Origin of the sequence: Aurantibacillus circumpalustris, assembly GCF_029625215.1 — a bacterium.
Classification (GTDB): domain Bacteria; phylum Bacteroidota; class Bacteroidia; order B-17B0; family Aurantibacillaceae; genus Aurantibacillus; species Aurantibacillus circumpalustris.
In genome coordinates, this window is record NZ_CP121197.1 from 3,366,977 (window position 1) to 3,384,543 (window position 17,567).

The 17,567-nt window shown below is 35.7% G+C and carries 12 protein-coding genes; 9 read left to right on the plus strand and 3 right to left on the minus strand.

What is annotated here, in order from left to right; translation table 11 throughout:
- Positions 1 to 27: 27 nt before the first annotated feature.
- From P2086_RS13965 to P2086_RS13980, 4 genes are all read left to right on the plus strand, one after another.
- On the plus strand, positions 28 to 1,044 hold the full coding sequence (locus P2086_RS13965; protein WP_317897362.1) for a quinone-dependent dihydroorotate dehydrogenase: 1,017 nt from the start codon (positions 28 to 30) through the stop codon (positions 1,042 to 1,044).
- Positions 1,041 to 1,898: a hydroxymethylglutaryl-CoA lyase gene (locus P2086_RS13970; RefSeq protein ID WP_317897363.1), complete on the plus strand. Its 858-nt coding sequence runs from the start codon at positions 1,041 to 1,043 to the stop codon at positions 1,896 to 1,898. Before P2086_RS13965 ends, P2086_RS13970 begins: the two co-directional genes overlap by 4 nt.
- Positions 1,899 to 1,916: 18 nt before the next feature.
- Positions 1,917 to 2,474 (plus strand): hypothetical protein, encoded by a 558-nt coding sequence (locus P2086_RS13975; protein WP_317897364.1) that lies wholly within the window; start codon positions 1,917 to 1,919, stop codon positions 2,472 to 2,474.
- 70 nt (positions 2,475 to 2,544) lie between these two features.
- Positions 2,545 to 3,402: a leucine-rich repeat domain-containing protein gene (locus P2086_RS13980; RefSeq protein ID WP_317897365.1), complete on the plus strand. Its 858-nt coding sequence runs from the start codon at positions 2,545 to 2,547 to the stop codon at positions 3,400 to 3,402.
- On the opposite strand, the gene P2086_RS13985 is transcribed toward P2086_RS13980, so the two are convergent.
- Entirely contained in the window at positions 3,392 to 4,312 is a 921-nt protein-coding gene (locus P2086_RS13985; protein ID WP_317897366.1) for a peptidoglycan DD-metalloendopeptidase family protein, read from the minus strand. The genes P2086_RS13980 and P2086_RS13985 overlap by 11 nt on opposite strands.
- A gap of 191 nt (positions 4,313 to 4,503) precedes the next feature.
- On the opposite strand from P2086_RS13985, the gene P2086_RS13990 reads away from it, so the two are divergent.
- On the plus strand, positions 4,504 to 5,139 hold the full coding sequence (locus P2086_RS13990; RefSeq protein WP_317897367.1) for a hypothetical protein: 636 nt from the start codon (positions 4,504 to 4,506) through the stop codon (positions 5,137 to 5,139).
- An 8-nt stretch (positions 5,140 to 5,147) separates the two neighbouring features.
- Here the strand turns inward: P2086_RS13990 and P2086_RS13995 are convergent, their stop codons facing one another.
- On the minus strand, positions 5,148 to 5,636 hold the full coding sequence (locus tag P2086_RS13995; protein WP_317897368.1) for a DUF6702 family protein: 489 nt from the start codon (positions 5,634 to 5,636) through the stop codon (positions 5,148 to 5,150).
- A gap of 36 nt (positions 5,637 to 5,672) precedes the next feature.
- Here P2086_RS13995 and P2086_RS14000 point away from each other — a divergent pair, with 36 nt between their 5' ends.
- Complete coding sequence (locus tag P2086_RS14000) at positions 5,673 to 6,263, plus strand: HupE/UreJ family protein (RefSeq protein WP_317897369.1); 591 nt, start codon at positions 5,673 to 5,675, stop codon at positions 6,261 to 6,263.
- Positions 6,200 to 8,575, plus strand: a complete 2,376-nt coding sequence (locus P2086_RS14005; RefSeq protein WP_317897370.1) for a M1 family metallopeptidase — start codon at positions 6,200 to 6,202, stop codon at positions 8,573 to 8,575. Before P2086_RS14000 ends, P2086_RS14005 begins: the two co-directional genes overlap by 64 nt.
- 96 nt (positions 8,576 to 8,671) lie before the next feature.
- Here the strand turns inward: P2086_RS14005 and P2086_RS14010 are convergent, their stop codons facing one another.
- Positions 8,672 to 12,583 (minus strand): T9SS type B sorting domain-containing protein, encoded by a 3,912-nt coding sequence (locus tag P2086_RS14010; protein ID WP_317897371.1) that lies wholly within the window; start codon positions 12,581 to 12,583, stop codon positions 8,672 to 8,674.
- Between the two features lie 173 nt (positions 12,584 to 12,756).
- On the opposite strand from P2086_RS14010, the gene P2086_RS14015 reads away from it, so the two are divergent.
- Both P2086_RS14015 and P2086_RS14020 read left to right on the plus strand, forming a co-directional pair.
- Positions 12,757 to 15,141: an ATP-dependent helicase gene (locus tag P2086_RS14015; protein WP_317897372.1), complete on the plus strand. Its 2,385-nt coding sequence runs from the start codon at positions 12,757 to 12,759 to the stop codon at positions 15,139 to 15,141.
- Positions 15,142 to 15,253: 112 nt separating this feature from the next.
- A complete protein-coding gene (locus P2086_RS14020; RefSeq protein WP_317897373.1) occupies positions 15,254 to 17,530 on the plus strand; it encodes a T9SS type A sorting domain-containing protein in 2,277 nt (758 codons plus the stop codon).
- The last annotated feature ends 37 nt before the right edge of the window (positions 17,531 to 17,567 follow it).

Below are 17,567 nucleotides of genomic sequence, written 5' to 3' on the forward strand. Positions count from 1 at the left end.
CCAGAATTAACTCTAATTTTGATGCGCATGTATTCAATTCTAAAAGCCTTTCTATTTCGACTCAATCCCGAAAAAGCTCATCATTTAACCTTTTCATTACTAAAAATCCCTTCATTTAGTAAATTGGCAGGACTATTCTTCAAAAAAGAACACCCTTCACTAAAACGCAGAGTTTTTGGTTTAGATTTTAAAAACCCAGTTGGTCTGGCTGCTGGATTAGATAAAGATGCTATTGCCTTTAATCAATTGGGTGATTTAGGTTTTGGTTTTATTGAAATTGGAACTGTAACCCCTAAAATGCAGCCAGGTAATGATAAACCTCGGTTATTTCGTTTAACGAAAAACGAGGCGCTTATAAACCGTATGGGCTTTAATAACCACGGAGTAAAAGATGCTGCGCAAAGGCTAAAGAACAGAAAAGATAAAACTGTTATTATTGGTGGAAACATTGGAAAAAATAAAATAACACCAAACGAAAACGCCGTTGATGATTATATTATTGGTTTTAATGAATTGTTTGATGTGGTGGATTATTTTGTGGTAAATGTTTCTTCACCAAACACGCCTAATTTGAGAGATCTACAGGAAAAAGAACCCCTTACCAACTTGCTAAACACCCTTCAAAATCTCAACAACCTGAAAAGTAAACCCAAACCAATTTTACTGAAAATTGCTCCAGATCTAACAGATACACAGCTTGACGATATTATTGATATAGTGCAACAAACCAAAATTGCAGGTATTATTGCTACTAACACCACAATTAGCAGAGAAGGCTTAAATTACGAGCCATCTGAAATTGAGAAAATTGGCATGGGAGGTTTAAGTGGCAAACCTTTAACTAAAAGAAGTACAGAGGTAATTCGTTACCTAAAACAAAAATCGAACAACTCCTTCCCTGTTATTGGTGTTGGAGGCATTCACAGTGCAGAAGACGCCATCGAAAAACTTGAAGCGGGTGCTGATTTAATACAACTTTATACAGGATTTATTTATCACGGTCCGAAATTAATTTGTGATATAAATAAAAGGCTCATAAAATGATAAACATTACAGAATGCCCGCGCGATGCCATGCAAGGCATCAAGCAACAGATTCCGAGTGAATTAAAAGTAGAATATATTAATCAATTGCTTAAAGTTGGTTTTAAAACGATTGATTTTGGAAGCTTTGTGTCACCAAAAGCCATTCCACAAATGCAAGATACAGCTAAGGTTCTTGATCTATTGGATTTATCTGCCGGCAATACGGATTTACTAGCCATTATTGCCAACCTACGCGGTGCGCAAGAAGCTTGTGCCTTTGAAGAAATAAGTTATTTGGGTTTTCCGTTTTCAATTTCAGAAACTTTTCAGCAAAGAAACACCAATTCCTCAATTGAAGAATCTTTAGCGCGTGTTGAAGAAATTCAGAGACTTTGTCTTAAGAAAAAGAAAAAACTCTTGGTTTATATTTCAATGGCTTTTGGTAATCCTTATGGAGATGCCTGGCACGCTGATATTGCTATTGACTGGTGTAAAAGATTAAATGCACTAGGCATTAAACACCTTGCTTTGGCCGATACAACTGGTTCTTCAACGCCAGAAACCATTAGTCAATTATTTGGAGCCTTATTACCAGAATTAAAAAATGTAGAATTAGGAGCCCACCTTCACTCCACCAAAGACAAATCTCAAGAAAAACTAAAAGCGGCTTATGAAAGCGGTTGCCGCAATTTTGATGTTGCCATTCATGGATTTGGAGGTTGTCCGATGGCTGCAGATGATTTAACCGGAAATATAGCTACCGAAGATCTTGAAAGCTATGCCATTACAAATAAAATTAATTTAAATCTTAACAAAACGGAACTTGATAAAGCTTACGAACTAGGTTGGAAAATATTTAATGTGTATCATTAAAGACTTTAATTTAAGCTTATGCGGATTTTTATCTTCTTTATATTCTTTACAAGCCAAGTCTTTGCACAGAAGGTAAATACCAAAGAAACCGACAAGTATGTTGATTTGATTAATGGTTTTTTAAAAACTAATTCGCTAATAAAAAAACAAGCAGACTCCCTTTCAATCTATGGAGGCGATTTAAAAGCCTACTATTTAAAAACTAAACTCGTGTTCATTAAAAGTCATCATGGCGGTGAGTTCGGCTACGTAGATTACACCTACTACCTAAGTAATGACTCTTTGGTATTTGTAAACGAAAAAAAGGTTTCTTTAAAGGAACCTATTACTGAGAAAGAATATGGAGAATATGAACGATATGTCATTTTTCATACCGACAAAAAAGGTAATGTGGATTATTCAAAATGGCCTTTGGGAACAGACATAAACAATGATTATTACTTCAAAAATAATTCCGTCATCTCTTTTCAATTGAGAAACTTCAATAAACCTGTAAAGACATCTGAAAACGAAATTATCGAAGCTGCCAAGACCTTGGTTAGTCGTTATAAAGTTCATTTGGAAGAACTAAAATAATCTGATAGCTTGTTTAAAATTTAAGAGTAACGCATTTTTAAATCCTCGATTTAAAACATACTTTAGTAAAATGCCGTTGAAACGTTTAATATTATTTTCACTTCTATCTAATGCTACTTTTCTTTTTAGCCAAAAGGAATTTGATAAGTACGGACCTTTAGGCTGTCAAGTATACACCGATCTTAAAGAGGCTTTAAAAATTGAAAAGAAAGTTTACAAAGTGGATTTAAGTTATCAAAAATTAGATCTAAAACTTTACGAGAAAATCGCCAATCTCTCTGATCTACAAGCACTTAAATTAAGTGGAAATGAAGTTACCGATTACCCGAAAAATTTCGAAAGTCTTTTTAACTTGCTCTATTTTGCATCTTATAATAACAAATTAAATACTTTCCCGACTTTAAAAGGACTTTACAATTTACAATTTTTTGAATTACAGCACACGCTTATAGATAGCATACCTGCACAAATTGCTTATTTAAGTAGGCTTCAGAGTTTTAAGTTTGGAAACACCGATGATACTTTAAAACTACCAACAACCTTTCACTTTCTTAAAAACTTAAAAGATATTAGTATTGAAAACTGCGTTCTCGATAGCTTTCCAAAGGAACTGTTCAAAATTCCATCGCTTTACTATTTGAATCTTTCGAATACGAATACCTGGTATTTAACTAAACATTTTGAGCGTTTCCCTAATCTTGAGGTATTAGTTATTGAGAATAATCCACTAGCCAAAATACCCTTTGATATTTATAAGGCTCAAAAACTACGTTTAATTTCTTTAAGAGGAAATAACCTTACGAAATTACCGGATAGTATTTCGCAACTAGAAAATTTGAGTCTTTTAGATTTAAGAGGGAATAAATTTGACGCTGATGAGATGCAGAAAATTAAATTTCTGTTACCCGGTTGCGAAATCAAATTTTAAGGCGCTGACCAATACGTAAAGTAGATGTTGGTCTTAAGCCATTCTTTTTACAAAGCGATTTAATACTTGTTCCACTTCTTTTGGCAATAGCTCCTAATGTATCTCCTGATCTCACTCTGTAAACACCACCTTTTGCTGGATATCTTGAGCCGTATTTGCGCGCCATTAAGTCGTTCTTATGGCGGGTATGCAAAGCTCTTAAATCATATTTACTAGTAACATCACTTTTTCTTAAAACAAAACTGTTAGACTTTAAGTCTCCTTTTTCGTAATCAATAAAATCTTGAGTATCTAAAGCTTGACCCAAATAACGGATTTCAAAATGTAAATGGCTACCATAAGAGTGGCCAGTATTTCCACCAAGTCCAATCAAAGTTCCGGCACTTAACTCTTGTCCTGACTCAACGAGCAACTTGGACATGTGCCCATAAACAGTTTCTAAACCATTCTTATGGCGAATAATAACACAATTACCATAACCTCGGTAATACTTTGCAACACGCACCATTCCATCAAAACAAGCTAAAACGGAATCTCCAGTTTCAAGATCAATATCTGTACCATAATGAGGTCTGTATTTTCTCCAACCAAACAAACTTGTTAAACCACCTTTGTAAGGAAGTACAAAGCAATTATCCTCACCTTGTGTAAGGATTATAGTAACGCTATCTTCTTTAAAGGATTCGCTAAAATTGTATGGGTGAGCTGTGTTAGTGTCCCAGCTTGCATATAAATCGTGGCTTGGGAAAGAAATTTCAGTGGTGTCAGTTTCTTCTCCTTCAAGATCTGCAATCGGCTCAAGATTCATAACCATTTTAGTTGTATCCTCTCTCTTAGCTTTTGATTTCTTGTCATCACCCGGTTTGTTTTTTTCGTCCGGTGAAAAAGCAGAGGCATTTAGATTTAACAATCCAATGCAAGTAATTGATAATATGTAAATTAACTTTTTCAGCTTTTAAAAGAGTTGCAAAGATTGAATTTTTAGTAAAAAATGCAAACCTAAATTTGTTGATAAGGTGTAAAGATATTAACATTTAGCAATAATTATTAAAAATTTGGCGATTTTACCTCATATTTAACAAATAGTTCAAAACCCAATCAATGAATAATAAACTTCAAAATTTACTTTTAACGCTATCACTACTAGCAAGTTGCAATTTTTTCGGACAACGTCTTTATCGAATTGGGGGTGACGTGGTGCGTATCCAGGTTCAGAAAAAAGTTGAATTGTTAGCAGCTGACCCTGCTTCACTTAAGAAGTTGCACAACGTGGGTATTAAATACAATTTTGACTCTGTATTTGTTTGCTCTTTCTTAAATCAAGAAGATTACTTTAAAGATTTACGGGAAAATTTCAGTACCAATAAAGCGGAAAAAATGATAAGTGAGTGGCTAGCCCTTCCCAAAACGACGCTTGAACCTAGATTTGAACTATTTTTTAATAAAAACATAAATAAAATAGGCATACATGGTTCAAATACAATAACACGAGAACAAGATGCAATTCTTGTGGTGAAAATACTTGAAGAAGATCCTCATTTACATAGAGACGATGGGTATTCAATGCCACACATTATAACAAACTGCACTTTTTTTGATAAAGAGGAAAAACTAATAGCTAGTTTTTTGATAACGGCCACAGGTTCAAGAGAAAACAACATGTCAAAAAGAAGAGCGGAATGCTATGCTATTGCAGGTAAAATGCTAGCAAGGGAAGTTATAAAAAGATTAAAATGAAGTGAAAACTAAAATTCAAATACCGCCAGTTTTTCTGGATTATTTAGTTTAAGACTTTTCTTTTGTTCGTTTACTTCTACATGAATTATGTTGCTTTGATTTTTTATAAAGTCATATAATAGACTGTTTTCAATACTGATGTTTTTTGGAAGTTTGCAATCTTTAACTTCAATATAAATCCAAACGGCTTCCTGCTCCCGCTCAAACCCTAGCACTTGGAAGTTTTTTTTCACATTATTGACACTTAAATACAAGCGTTTTTTTAAATACTCTTCTAACATTGTTTGTGTTTTTATTGAGTCTTTGGGATTTATCAAATCAACTTTGTTTTGTTGCGTTCGTTTTAGCGCGTCTTCTATATCATTGATAAATAATTTCACCGAACCCTGTAATGCACTCTCTTTCAAGTTGTACTTGAGATTGGTAACACTTAGATAAAAAGGATGTTTAAATGAAAAAAGTAAACCAAGTAATCCAACCAATAAAATCTTTTTCATTCTGTATTTTTACTCTTTAAATTAATTCCAAAGATAATGAATGAATTTGGCTTATGGTTTATTACAGGTGTCGAACATATTCTCGACCTAAGCGGTTACGATCATATTTTGTTTGTTGCCTTATTGGTAATTGCTTTTCCACTTAAACAATGGCGTAACCTATTAATGCTCATTACAGCTTTTACTGTTGGACATTCCATTTCATTAGCTTTAAGTGTAAATGGCATTGTTTCTTTTTCAATAAAATGGATTGAATTCTTAATTGCTTTGAGTATCCTTATCTCTGCCGTTTACCAGATTATTAAATATAAAACTGAAAACATAAGAAATAAATCTTTCTTATATGTAATAATCACCCTTTTTGGGTTAGTGCATGGGCTGGGATTTTCCATACTTTTAAAGTCGATGCTTGGGCATGAAGACAGTATTGTGTTGCCGCTACTTTATTTTAATCTTGGTATAGAGTTAGGGCAAATTATTATTGTAGTGATTGTTTTAGTATTTTCGTTGATTTTAAATTATTTATTCAAATGGTCTTACACTTATTTCAAACTCACAGTATCATGCAGCATTGCCTTAATTGCCTTAAAAATGAGCGCAGAGCGTTTTTTGGAACTATTGCCTTAATTCTTGTAAGTTTTGTTTCAGCACAAAACATTCAAAATAATCCACAATCAAATCACGGAAACAAGTTTGAGCAATTGGGTACAATACTACCAACCCCAAATGAGTATAGAACCGCTTCGGGTGCACCAGGTGCGAAATACTGGCAACAACGTGCCGATTACGATATTGATGTTAAGTTGGATGAAAAAAACCTAAGTGTTATTGGTACCGAAACAGTTACCTATCATAACAATGCTCCTGAAAATTTAAACTTTTTATGGTTGCAGTTAGATGAAAATCAACACGACCCAACTAACGAAGTAAATTATTTTGACGAGAATAAAATTAACGAACCTTACACACAGCAATCACTTAAGTCTTTAGAAACAAAAACTAATCTTGAAGGATTAGGAGATAAAATTGATGGTGTTACCGATGAATTTGGAAAAGCTTTAAAATATACTATTAACGGATCAATGATGCGTATTGATCTTCCAAAGCTTTTAGTTTCAAAAGCAAAATTTAAATTCATTGTGAAATGGCATTATAAAATGATTAACCGCATGGAGTATGGTGGACGCGGCGGCTATGAATATTTTCCGGAAGACGGGAATTATTTATTTACACTAACACAATGGTATCCTCGTATGTGTGTTTACAGTGATTTTCACGGCTGGCAAAACAAACAATTTACTGGAAGAGGAGAATTTGCTTTAGCTTTTGGAAATTTTAAAGTAAAAATGACGGTACCCTCAGATCATTTGGTTTGCTCTACCGGCGAATGTCAAAATTACCAACAAGTTCTTACACCAGCGCAATACACGCGTTGGCAAAAGGCGCAAACGGCTAGCGAACCCACAGAAATTGGTTTGTTAGAAGACGCAAAGAATGCAGAAAAAAATAAAGCTACTGGAACAAAAACTTGGATTTTTAAAGCCGATAGTGTGCGTGATTTTGCCTGGGGAAGTTCTCGAAAGTATATTTGGGATGCTATGCCGGTGCAGTGTGAAAGTAAAAAAGTAATGTGTATGAGTTTTTATGGTAAAGAAGCTTATGGACTTTATCGCAAGTATTCAACAAAGGTCGTGGCACACACTATTAAGACCTATTCCAAATTCACCATTCCCTACCCTTACCCTGTAGCTCAAAGTATTGAAGCGGCTAACGGTATGGAGTATCCAATGATTTGTTTCAATTTCGGAAGAACTGAAAAAGACGGCACCTATACTGAGGGTAGCAAAAACGGAATGATTTTAGTAATTATTCATGAAGTAGGTCATAACTTTTTCCCAATGATTATTAATAGCGATGAACGTCAGTGGAGTTGGATGGACGAGGGCTTAAATACCTTTGTACAATATTTAACCGAAAGAGAATTTGATCCAAATTATCCTTCACAACGCGGGCCAGCTTATAAAATGACGGATTACATGCGACTTCCAAAAAACATGCTGGAGCCTATTATGGTTAATAGTGAAAACATAATAAATTTTGGATCTAATGCTTATGGAAAACCGGCAACAGCGCTAAATATTTTACGCGAAACGGTAATGGGCAGGGAACTGTTTGATTTTGCATTTAAACAATATTGTAACCGCTGGGCTTTTAAACACCCAGAACCTGCAGATTTTTTCAGAACCATGGAAGATGCAAGTGCCGTTGATTTAGACTGGTTTTGGAGAGGTTGGTTTTATGACATTGAACCAGTAGATATTTCTATTGATACTGTAAAAGCTTACGCAATAAAACAAGGAAAAAAGATTCCTGTTAAAATGGATACTGTTGTTACACGTCCGAAAAATAAAGAATTTGAATACATTACTACAATTCGTAATCGCCAAGCTGGGCTTATACCATTAGTGGATGCTGATACAACACTGCGTGATTTTTATTATCATTATAAACCAAAACCGGAAATTACGAAAGAGGTTAAAAACAGAAACGAGAATTTAGAAGAAATGCCTGACAGCAATTTTTCTAAATATTCAGGAAAATTTATTTACGAAATTAAATTCTCAAATAAAGGCGGTTTGGTTAGTCCTATTATTATTCAATTTAACTACAGTGATGGTAGTAGTGAAATCGAACGAATAAATGCTTACATCTGGCGCAAAAATGAGAAAGAAGTAACAAAAACATTCTTAAAATCAAAAAAGGTTACCTCAATTTTAATTGACCCGTATAAAGAAACCGCCGACATTGACGAAAAAAACAATGCTTGGAACATTGCATCAGAACCTGATAAATTTGAGTTATTTAAAAGCAAATCAGGAGCCGCAGTTCGTGGCCAAAGTGCTGGAGAAAATCCCATGCAAAAAGCAAAACAAAAATAACATTGTATAGATAACTCTTAAAAAGTAAAAGCGTGGGAAACTAAACCCACGCTTTTTTTGGAACTTATTACAACAGAACACACTAAAACAGACAAACTATCTAATAATATTTACATTTCCGGTTTTTGTATACTTCTTGCGGTCTAGTCCGGTATATCGTATAACATAGGTGTATACGCCAACAGGACAAGTACTTTCTCTATACTTTCCATCCCAGCCAACCTTATAATCGCCAGACTGAAATAGCTGCACACCCCAACGGTTATATACTTCCATTGAAATATCAGATATATTTTCTCCATAAATTAAAAACAGATCGTTTTTTCCATCGCCATTCGGACTAAAAGTATTAGGGATATAAACTGTAAAATCTTCCGTTAATTCGATACAAACATCATCAGTTACACTGCACCCGTACTCGTTAACGGCCTCTACAATATAGCAACCATCGCGCATTGGACGCACTTGCGTTTTAGGGCAATCGAGGCAGTAAATATCTTCGCCACGAACCCACGTTAGCGTTCCGGTTCCTACAGCTTCAATAAATATTACTTCATTCGCATTGTAAGAACTATCTCTTCCTGCAAATACAACTGGCTTTGGATTTATTTGTACCATAACGGTTGTTGTTTTACTGCAGTAGGTGTTGTCTGAAACCTCTACAGTATATATTGTAGTTATTGTGGGATTAGCTAAAACTGCACTCGAGTTAGTTATATTTAGTCCCTCCGAAGGCGTCCAACTAAAAGAATTTCCACCAGAAGCATAAAGAGTTGTTTTATCTCCGGCGCATAACACAGCATCATTTGATACTTTAGGGATTATCTCTGGAACAACAGAAACTTGATACATGAGTTGCTGGTAACACGATACCGTTCCTATTGATGTAGATCCGGTAATCGTATAATTTGTGGATACCTGCGGTGAAGCTATTATTGTTGTATTTGAGCCCAAGGCAACGTATGTACCCGCAGGTTCCCATGTATAATTGCTTGCCCCGGTTACCGTAATTGGTAAAGTATTACCTTTACAAACTTTGTTAATCGAAACAATCAAATCCATATCAGGTCGCCTAACTGTTTCAACGTATACTATTGTAGAACCTGTACAAATTCCATTGTAACCATGAACTGTATAGGTCGTGCTTTCGTCTGGTGATGCTACAACCAAGTTTCCGGATGGAGAATTTAGTTTTTCATTTGGGTACCAAAAAAAAGAGTCTGCACCAGTCGCCTTTAGATTTGTGATTGCGCTACTACAAATCGTTGGTTGTGTGGCGCTAGCATGTATGTTCGGTATTTGAATTACTGAAACTGTTGCAATAGCTTGATTCGTACAGGTATTTAAGGCAACCTTAACTGTATAACTTTGAAACGCTAATGGTGCTGCCGTAACCATTGTTCCTCCGTTAGAAGACAATCCAGTAGATGGTGACCAATTATATGAGTTACCATTTCCTAAAGCAGCTAATGTGACAGAACTCCCAGCGCATACTGTTGTAGTTTTAGGATAAACTGACACTGTAGGAACTGGTAAAATAAGCAACACTGCATTTTTTGTAGCACCCAAGCACCCGTGATCAGTTCCAATAACCGAATAAAAGCTTGTTAAGGTTGGATTTGCAACAATACTATTATTTCCGGTAACTGTATAATTTGGCATTGGTAACCATGTATACTGAGCTGCTCCCGAAACAGAAAAAGCTCTACTTTCTCCCGGACATGCACTGGCGGACGAAGGAGTTATAAAGATTATCGGATTAGGAATTACTGTAAAATTTTTCGTAGTACTAACCGTGCAAACCCCAGTTTTTCCAACTAAAGTAGCGGTATAAACTGTAGGCAAAGTAACCTGAGTGCTAGTGTGAACAAGTTGCATAACGGGTCCGTTTGGAGCTGTAATACTTATTCCATTACCTGCTAACAAAGTATAATTAATTGCTCCTGCCGGTGTTAAAGTAATAGCATTCGGCGAACCATTAAAATTCTGAGCACATAGGGTAGTGTTACTTAAACTGAGTGATAAAACAGGTGGCAGCACAATATAAACAACAGAACTAGCTGAGTTTGTGCATGTATTTAATGAACCAACAACTGAATAAATTAAACTATTTGGAGGTGAAACGTTTATGGTTGTATTATTTGGCGAAGACAACTGACCAATGGCTGGACTCCATGAATACGAAGTAGCATTGCCAGTAACACTCAAAGTAATTTGAGATCCTAAACAAATTGTTGAAGTAGTAAGATTTACATTCAATACCGGCAAAGGTAATATCACAATAGATACTGAGTTTGTTTGACTTTGACAACCAGAATCTGTACCAACAACAGTATAAACTGCGGCTGAACTCGGGCTTACCACTACGTTACTACCACTTGTTGAATTAAGTCCAGGGCTTCCACCCCAAAAATATTGGGTTGCTCCACTAACGGAAATCACCGTATTAGTATTTGGGCACATACTTGCCGAAGTTGTAGTGAGATTTAAAGTTGGATTAGGAACAATAACAAATCCAGTGGTAGTTGTATCTGGACAAGATCCGTTGGATCCTATTAATGTTGCTGAAGCATTAGCAGATAAATTACCAAAAATGGTTACAGGAAAACAAGGCATTGTAGGCCCATTTGGAGAAGTTGTCGAATAGTTGCTTGTTGTTATAAGTGTATAATTAGCCGCTCCTGAAGGAGTAAGTGTTATTGAAGCGGGAGAACTATTAAAACTCTGTAGACAGAGAGTATTGTCACTTAGCGCTACACTCACCGTCGGCGTTTGATGAACTGTAACTACATCTGTTGCAGTGCACCCACTCATTAAATCTGTTACACTCACAGTATAGGCGCCAGGCGCACCCACTAAAAGAGAATCAGTTCCAGAAACAAATGGTATTCCTGGTCCACTCCAAAATACAATATCACTGGAAAAAGTATGAGCAACCGAAAGTTTTTTTGTTTCGTTTATTTCTTTGCAAATTGTTCCTGTTGGACTTAACTGAGCTAAAACTGATGTCGAAGTACTTAAAACCGTTGTAGTAAGTGTGAGTTGGGTTGGAGGACAAGTGCCCGTATTTATCAAACAGGAGTATGTGCCGGGAGCATTTACTGTAACAATCGAATTACTTGCAGCTCCAACAACTCCTGGCCCTGACCATGTATAAGTAACCGGACTTGCTGTTGTAGTAACAACTAGGCTTACAGTTGGTATATTACAGCCTAACACCCCACCAAAAATACTACTACCTGCTAAACTTGTTGAAGGATAACAAACCGAACAAGATGCAAAATCTCCAGGAGAATTAGTAAAACCTGGCACCGCCACAAATGTTACACTATTACCACTTATTGTTCCAATGTAAAATCCTCCAAGTGCATTATTATTTTTAAGATAAATTTTATTTCCAATAATTGCGAAACCACCCCCACCGACCGAACTCGGCATACCACTTAAGGTATACGTACATTGCAAGGAACCAGAGGCGTTGTACATGGATAGTCCTTGACTTGGAGTACTCGTTTTTAAAGCGTAGAAATTACAATTGCAATCCGTAACCAGGTCATAAGGCCCGCCACCGTTAAATCCAGCAAGTGTTGTAAGCAAAGTGCCGTTAGTGGTTCCGTTATAAGAATAAACCTGTCCGGTAGATCCAACAATATTGTATATGGCTCCGGCACAGCCTGCAATATTAACAGCCGAGGTGTTACCAGTAGAATGCCCAGTATTTACCCATGAAACACCATTCCAATACCAGTAATTTCCTGCAAAAGTTGTATAAAAAGTTGGAGTTAGAGTTCCTCCATTTATATTTGGCATTAACGCTAAACCTCCACCAAATGTAGGAATGTTTGTTTGAGATGGATTGCTTGCAGAAAGCGGCAACCCGGGATCATAAAAACTAATAAAAGAACCTCCGTCCATATACACATAACCGTTTGAACACGAGGGATTTTGAGCGAAACACACTAATCCTGATAGAAATAAAATCATGAATATAATTTCGCGTTTTTTCATTTAACCATTTGATTAGCATAAATATAACCAACATAACTAGTTTTTCATAAAACAAATCTTAAACCACGCAATTATTTAGTGAACTAAGCATTTGAATGAGTGAAAAAGAAATATGTTTAAATCTTCTAAAAATAGCTTACCAATGAAAGCAAAAAAATTAGCAATTTTAGAGGATGGATCACTACTTAGATGAACTAAATACCTTACAAAGAGCGGCTGCAAAGGCCACAGAAGGTCCGGTAATGATTATAGCTGGTGCTGGATCTGGAAAGACAAGAGTTCTTACCTACCGTATAGCACACATTATGGAAAAAGGTGCGGATGCCTTTAATATTTTGGCTTTAACGTTTACCAACAAAGCTGCAAAAGAAATGAAAGAGAGGATTGCCAAAATTGTTGGCCCTGGGGAAGCCAAAAATTTATGGATGGGTACTTTTCACAGCGTATTTGCTAAAATTTTACGCATAGAAGCTTCTAAACTTGGCTACCCAAGCAACTTTACAATTTATGATACCGATGATAGTAAAAGTGTCATTAAAGAAATTTTAAAACAGTTTAATCTTGATGATAAAATTTACAAACCCTCTTTAGTTTTAAATAGGATTAGTGAAGCAAAAAATAAATTGGTTTCCGCAGCACAATACTTGAACAACCCGATTACACAACAAGAAGATAGCAGTAGCCGCAAACCCTTATTAGGAAAAGTATACGAAGCCTATCAACGTAGAAATTTTAAAGCGGGTGCTATGGATTTTGATGATCTTTTGTTTCAAACCAATGTTCTTTTGAGAGATTTTCCAGATGTACTTTTAAAATATCAAAATAAATTCCGATTTATACTTGTAGATGAGTATCAGGATACAAACTTTTCACAATACCTTATAATTAAACAACTAGCTGCGCGGTTTCAAAATATATGTGTGGTGGGAGATGATGCTCAGAGTATTTACGCCTTTCGCGGAGCTAATATTCAAAACATTCTAAATTTTGAAAAAGATTATCCAGATTTAAAAACATTTAAACTCGAACAAAATTATAGAAGTACAAAAACCATAGTTGCGGCTGCAAACCATATAATTGCCAATAATAAAGATCAGTTTAAAAAGACCGTATTCACAGAAAACGAGGACGGACAAAAATTGAAAGTTATTAAAGCTGGTTCTGATAATGAAGAAGGGCAGAAAATTGTAAACAGTATTTTTGAAATACGTATGCAAAATCAGGCCAAAAATAGCGATTTTGCTATACTTTATAGAACCAACGCGCAATCAAGGTCATTTGAGGAGTCTCTTAGAAAACTAAACATTCCTTACAAAATTTATGGAGGTATAAGTTTTTACCAACGTAAAGAAATTAAAGACGTGTTATCGTATTTTCGTTTAACGATAAATTCGAGTGATGATGAAAGTCTTCGCAGGGTAATTAATTATCCGGCAAGAGGTATTGGACAAACGACTTTAGATAAAATTACAGTCGCAGCTGCGGAACATGATATTAATATGTGGACTGTAATAAGCAATCTTAAAGATTTTAATCTTGGAATAAATGCCGGCATTGCTTCAAAAATAAATGATTTTGTTACACAAATAAAATCGTATAGTCTATTATTGCCTTACAAAGACGCGTATGATTTAGCCAATTATATTGCTGTTAATAGCGGTATTGTAAAAGAACTGTACACTGATAAAACACCCGAAGGTGTTAGTAGGTACGAGAACATTCAGGAATTATTAAATGGAATCAAAGATTTTGTAGAACAGCCTCGTACCCCTCAAGAAAATGAGCTAAACGATGTTATAAAACTAGAGCTTCAAAAAAAAGAAACAGAGCTTGCGCTTGAAGAAGCTAATACATCTATCAAAACGCTTGACGAATTTATGCAAGAAATTACTTTGCTTACGAGTGTAGACAAAGAAGATGAAAAAGATACCGACAAAGATAAAGTGAGTATGATGACCATACACGCTGCAAAAGGGCTCGAGTTTCCGTATGTATATATTGTTGGATTGGAAGAAAACTTGTTTCCATCGCAACTTTCTATAAATAGTAGAACCGATTTGGAGGAAGAACGCCGACTGTTCTATGTTGCTGTTACACGTGCCGAAAAGCAAGCAACACTAAGTTATGCAACCATGCGCTACCGATTTGGAAACGTTACCTATTGCGAACCAAGTCGGTTTATCGACGAAATTGATGAAAAATTTCTTGATTATCCAGAAGATCAGGTATCCCCCTCATTTTCAAAAAACACATTTGATAAGTTTCGGGATAATTATAATTCTGTTTCAAATGATTCAAATACATCAATAATTAACCTGAATTTAAAACCTAAAAAACTCATCCGTCTAAGTAGTAGTTTTAACTCCAATTCAACTCCCGCCGATCTTTCATTAAACAGATCGTTGCTTTCGGGCGACAACGTAATGCACGAGAAATTTGGGAAGGGTCAAATTGTTTCACTTGAGGGTTCGTGGCCTGAGACAAAGGCTACTATTCAATTTGAAAAAGCTGGGAACAAGAGTCTTTTATTAAAATTTGCAAGATTAACAAAACTATAAACTATTAATAAACATCCTTATTACCAATTTAAAATGATGAGTGAATGAGCGAGTAATTTTTTTTAATGATTTATTTTCTCTACTTTTATTTCAATTAAAACTCTAACCTATCATGAACAAAAAACAGTTATTTCTCTGTCTAGCTTTATTAACTTCAAGTATTTTTAGTGCACAAACACCCGAACAATTAAAAAATTATTGCGGTGCGGGCGTTCCTTCTCAACAGTGGGATTCATGGCTAAATAGTAAAGTTGAAGAATATAAGGACAACTTAGCGCATAATAAAACAGCTTTAGTTGTTCGCGAAATTCCTGTAATTGTTCATATTATTTATTTTAATGAACCAATTGGGACTTATCCCAACTTAGATACAAATCAGGTTAAGTCGCAAATCGCAGCGCTAAATAGGGATTTTAGTGGAACGGGTGTTAATGTGAACAATGTTCCGTCTGTTTTTTCTGGCTTGGTTTCTAATACAGGAATTCAATTTTGTTTAGCTAGAAAAGACCGTCAAGATCAACCAATGAATCCTCGTGGAATTGAACGTATCAGTGCTTCTGCAAATATATGGCAAAGTCCTTCAACCCCTACATTAGATCTTAAGGCCTATTTTAATAACGTAATAATTCCGCTTACATATTGGGATCCTACTAAATATTTAAATATTTGGGTGAGCGACAAACCAGTTGGATACCCAATGAATGGTTTTGCTACTTATCCACCTGGTTCTGGTCTTGCAGGAATTTTCGGCGGAACTTTTGGAACAACCACTAACGACGGCATTTGGGTGTATGCAAAAGCTTTCGGGACAGCTACTGCAGGTGCCGTTGCTCCCTACGATGAAGGTAGAACCGCAACACACGAAATTGGTCATTGGCTTGGATTAAGGCATATTTGGGGTGATGGTAATTGTTTATCTGATTATTGTACAGATACTCCAACAGCAAAACAAGCGCATTATGGTTGTGTTACAACAACTCCTATCGATGGTTGTGGTGTAGGTACAAGTCCAAACGGGGAAATGCCAATGAATTTCATGGATAGATCTGACGATGCCTGTATGTATATGTTTACTCCAGACCAAAATATCCGTATGCAGACCGTGTTAAGCCAAAGCAGTTTAAGATATTTACTTGGAACACACTCTAAATGTTCTGAACAAGCACTACCAACATCGTCTGCCGTTGCTTCTTTTGAGACACAATTTCAACAATGTTTAAATAAACCTTTTACACCTTTCAATACTTCTAGTGGATTTCCTTATCCTACTTATATTTGGAGCTCATCGCCGGCAGCAAATTTTTTTCCAAGTAATTCTGTTCCAAATCCAGCAGTAACCATAAATAACCCTGGTTATTACACACTTACACTTGTCGCTACAAATAGTTTAAGTTCTTCAACAGCTACGTTTGTTGTTACGGCCCAAAACACTTGTGCTGTTCAATCGCAGTGCTTGGATACTGCGAGGGCCATTAAAAAAACTGACACACTTACCACCTACAGAGCACCCGTTAGCTCTGTTAACGGTTGTGGTAATTTGTCAACAAACGGTAACCTAGTTGGCACAAATTGTTACAAAGACAAAGAATTTGCACAGTACTTTGCTCCAAACACTTATTCGACAATTCCTAATCCACAGGTGAATAGTGTCATAGTTCTTTTTGATTCAGCTGCAACAAAATCACCTTATCAGAATACGCAGGTAGTCTGCAAAATTTATGGTGGATCAGTTGGCGGTGGTCCAACTAGTTCACAAGGATCAAAAAGTGATAGTATTACAAAGATATTACTTACTCCTGCCGACACCTCTGTTGATTTTGTTGGAAAGCCTGGTAAATCTTTAATAACCAAGCGTAAAATAATTCCATTTAGATTTGATTTTGCAAGTCCTATTATTATTAGTAGTCCTTCTTCTGGATTTTTTGTAGGACTTCAAATACCTTTTGCTTATGGGGACTCCGTAGGCATTGTAACAAATACCAAATTCAACAGTTCACTTGACTCGAGCGCATGGTATCTTAATTCAAATAATAGTTGGCAACCATATAAATCAACCAGAGGGTATAAAGTGCAAATGGCAGTAGTTCCTGTTATTACATGCGGCCCTGTTGGAGTTAGAGAAGAAGGCAATTTATTAGGGTCAGGCGTTACAGTAATGCCAAATCCAAGCAACGGCATATTTAATTTTGTATTTACATTCCAAAAAGAACAGTATTTATCTCTAAATATAACTAGCGCTTTTGGACAACTTATTAGCTACGAAAAATTAAGAAACATTACCAATAATGTTATCAGTGTTGATTTAAGCCAATATGCAAATGGTATCTATTTTGCAGAAATTTCAAATGGCACTGAAAGAATAGTTAAAAAAATAATAGTAAACCATTAATTAATATTAGTTCTCAAAAGCCCGCTTTGTTAAAGCG

Bases quoted from the DNA above. Each gene is read 5' to 3' on its own strand.
- P2086_RS13965 (WP_317897362.1), top strand. From the start codon at position 28: ATGTATTCAATTCTAAAAGCCTTTCTATTTCGACTCAATCCCGAAAAA.
- P2086_RS13970 (WP_317897363.1), top strand. From the start codon at position 1,041: ATGATAAACATTACAGAATGCCCGCGCGATGCCATGCAAGGCATCAAG.
- P2086_RS13975 (WP_317897364.1), top strand. From the start codon at position 1,917: ATGCGGATTTTTATCTTCTTTATATTCTTTACAAGCCAAGTCTTTGCA.
- P2086_RS13980 (WP_317897365.1), top strand. From the start codon at position 2,545: ATGCCGTTGAAACGTTTAATATTATTTTCACTTCTATCTAATGCTACT.
- P2086_RS13990 (WP_317897367.1), top strand. From the start codon at position 4,504: ATGAATAATAAACTTCAAAATTTACTTTTAACGCTATCACTACTAGCA.
- P2086_RS13995 (WP_317897368.1), bottom strand. From the start codon at position 5,636: ATGAAAAAGATTTTATTGGTTGGATTACTTGGTTTACTTTTTTCATTT.
- P2086_RS14000 (WP_317897369.1), top strand. From the start codon at position 5,673: ATGAATGAATTTGGCTTATGGTTTATTACAGGTGTCGAACATATTCTC.
- P2086_RS14005 (WP_317897370.1), top strand. From the start codon at position 6,200: ATGCAGCATTGCCTTAATTGCCTTAAAAATGAGCGCAGAGCGTTTTTT.
- P2086_RS14010 (WP_317897371.1), bottom strand. From the start codon at position 12,583: ATGAAAAAACGCGAAATTATATTCATGATTTTATTTCTATCAGGATTA.
- P2086_RS14015 (WP_317897372.1), top strand. From the start codon at position 12,757: ATGGATCACTACTTAGATGAACTAAATACCTTACAAAGAGCGGCTGCA.
- P2086_RS14020 (WP_317897373.1), top strand. From the start codon at position 15,254: ATGAACAAAAAACAGTTATTTCTCTGTCTAGCTTTATTAACTTCAAGT.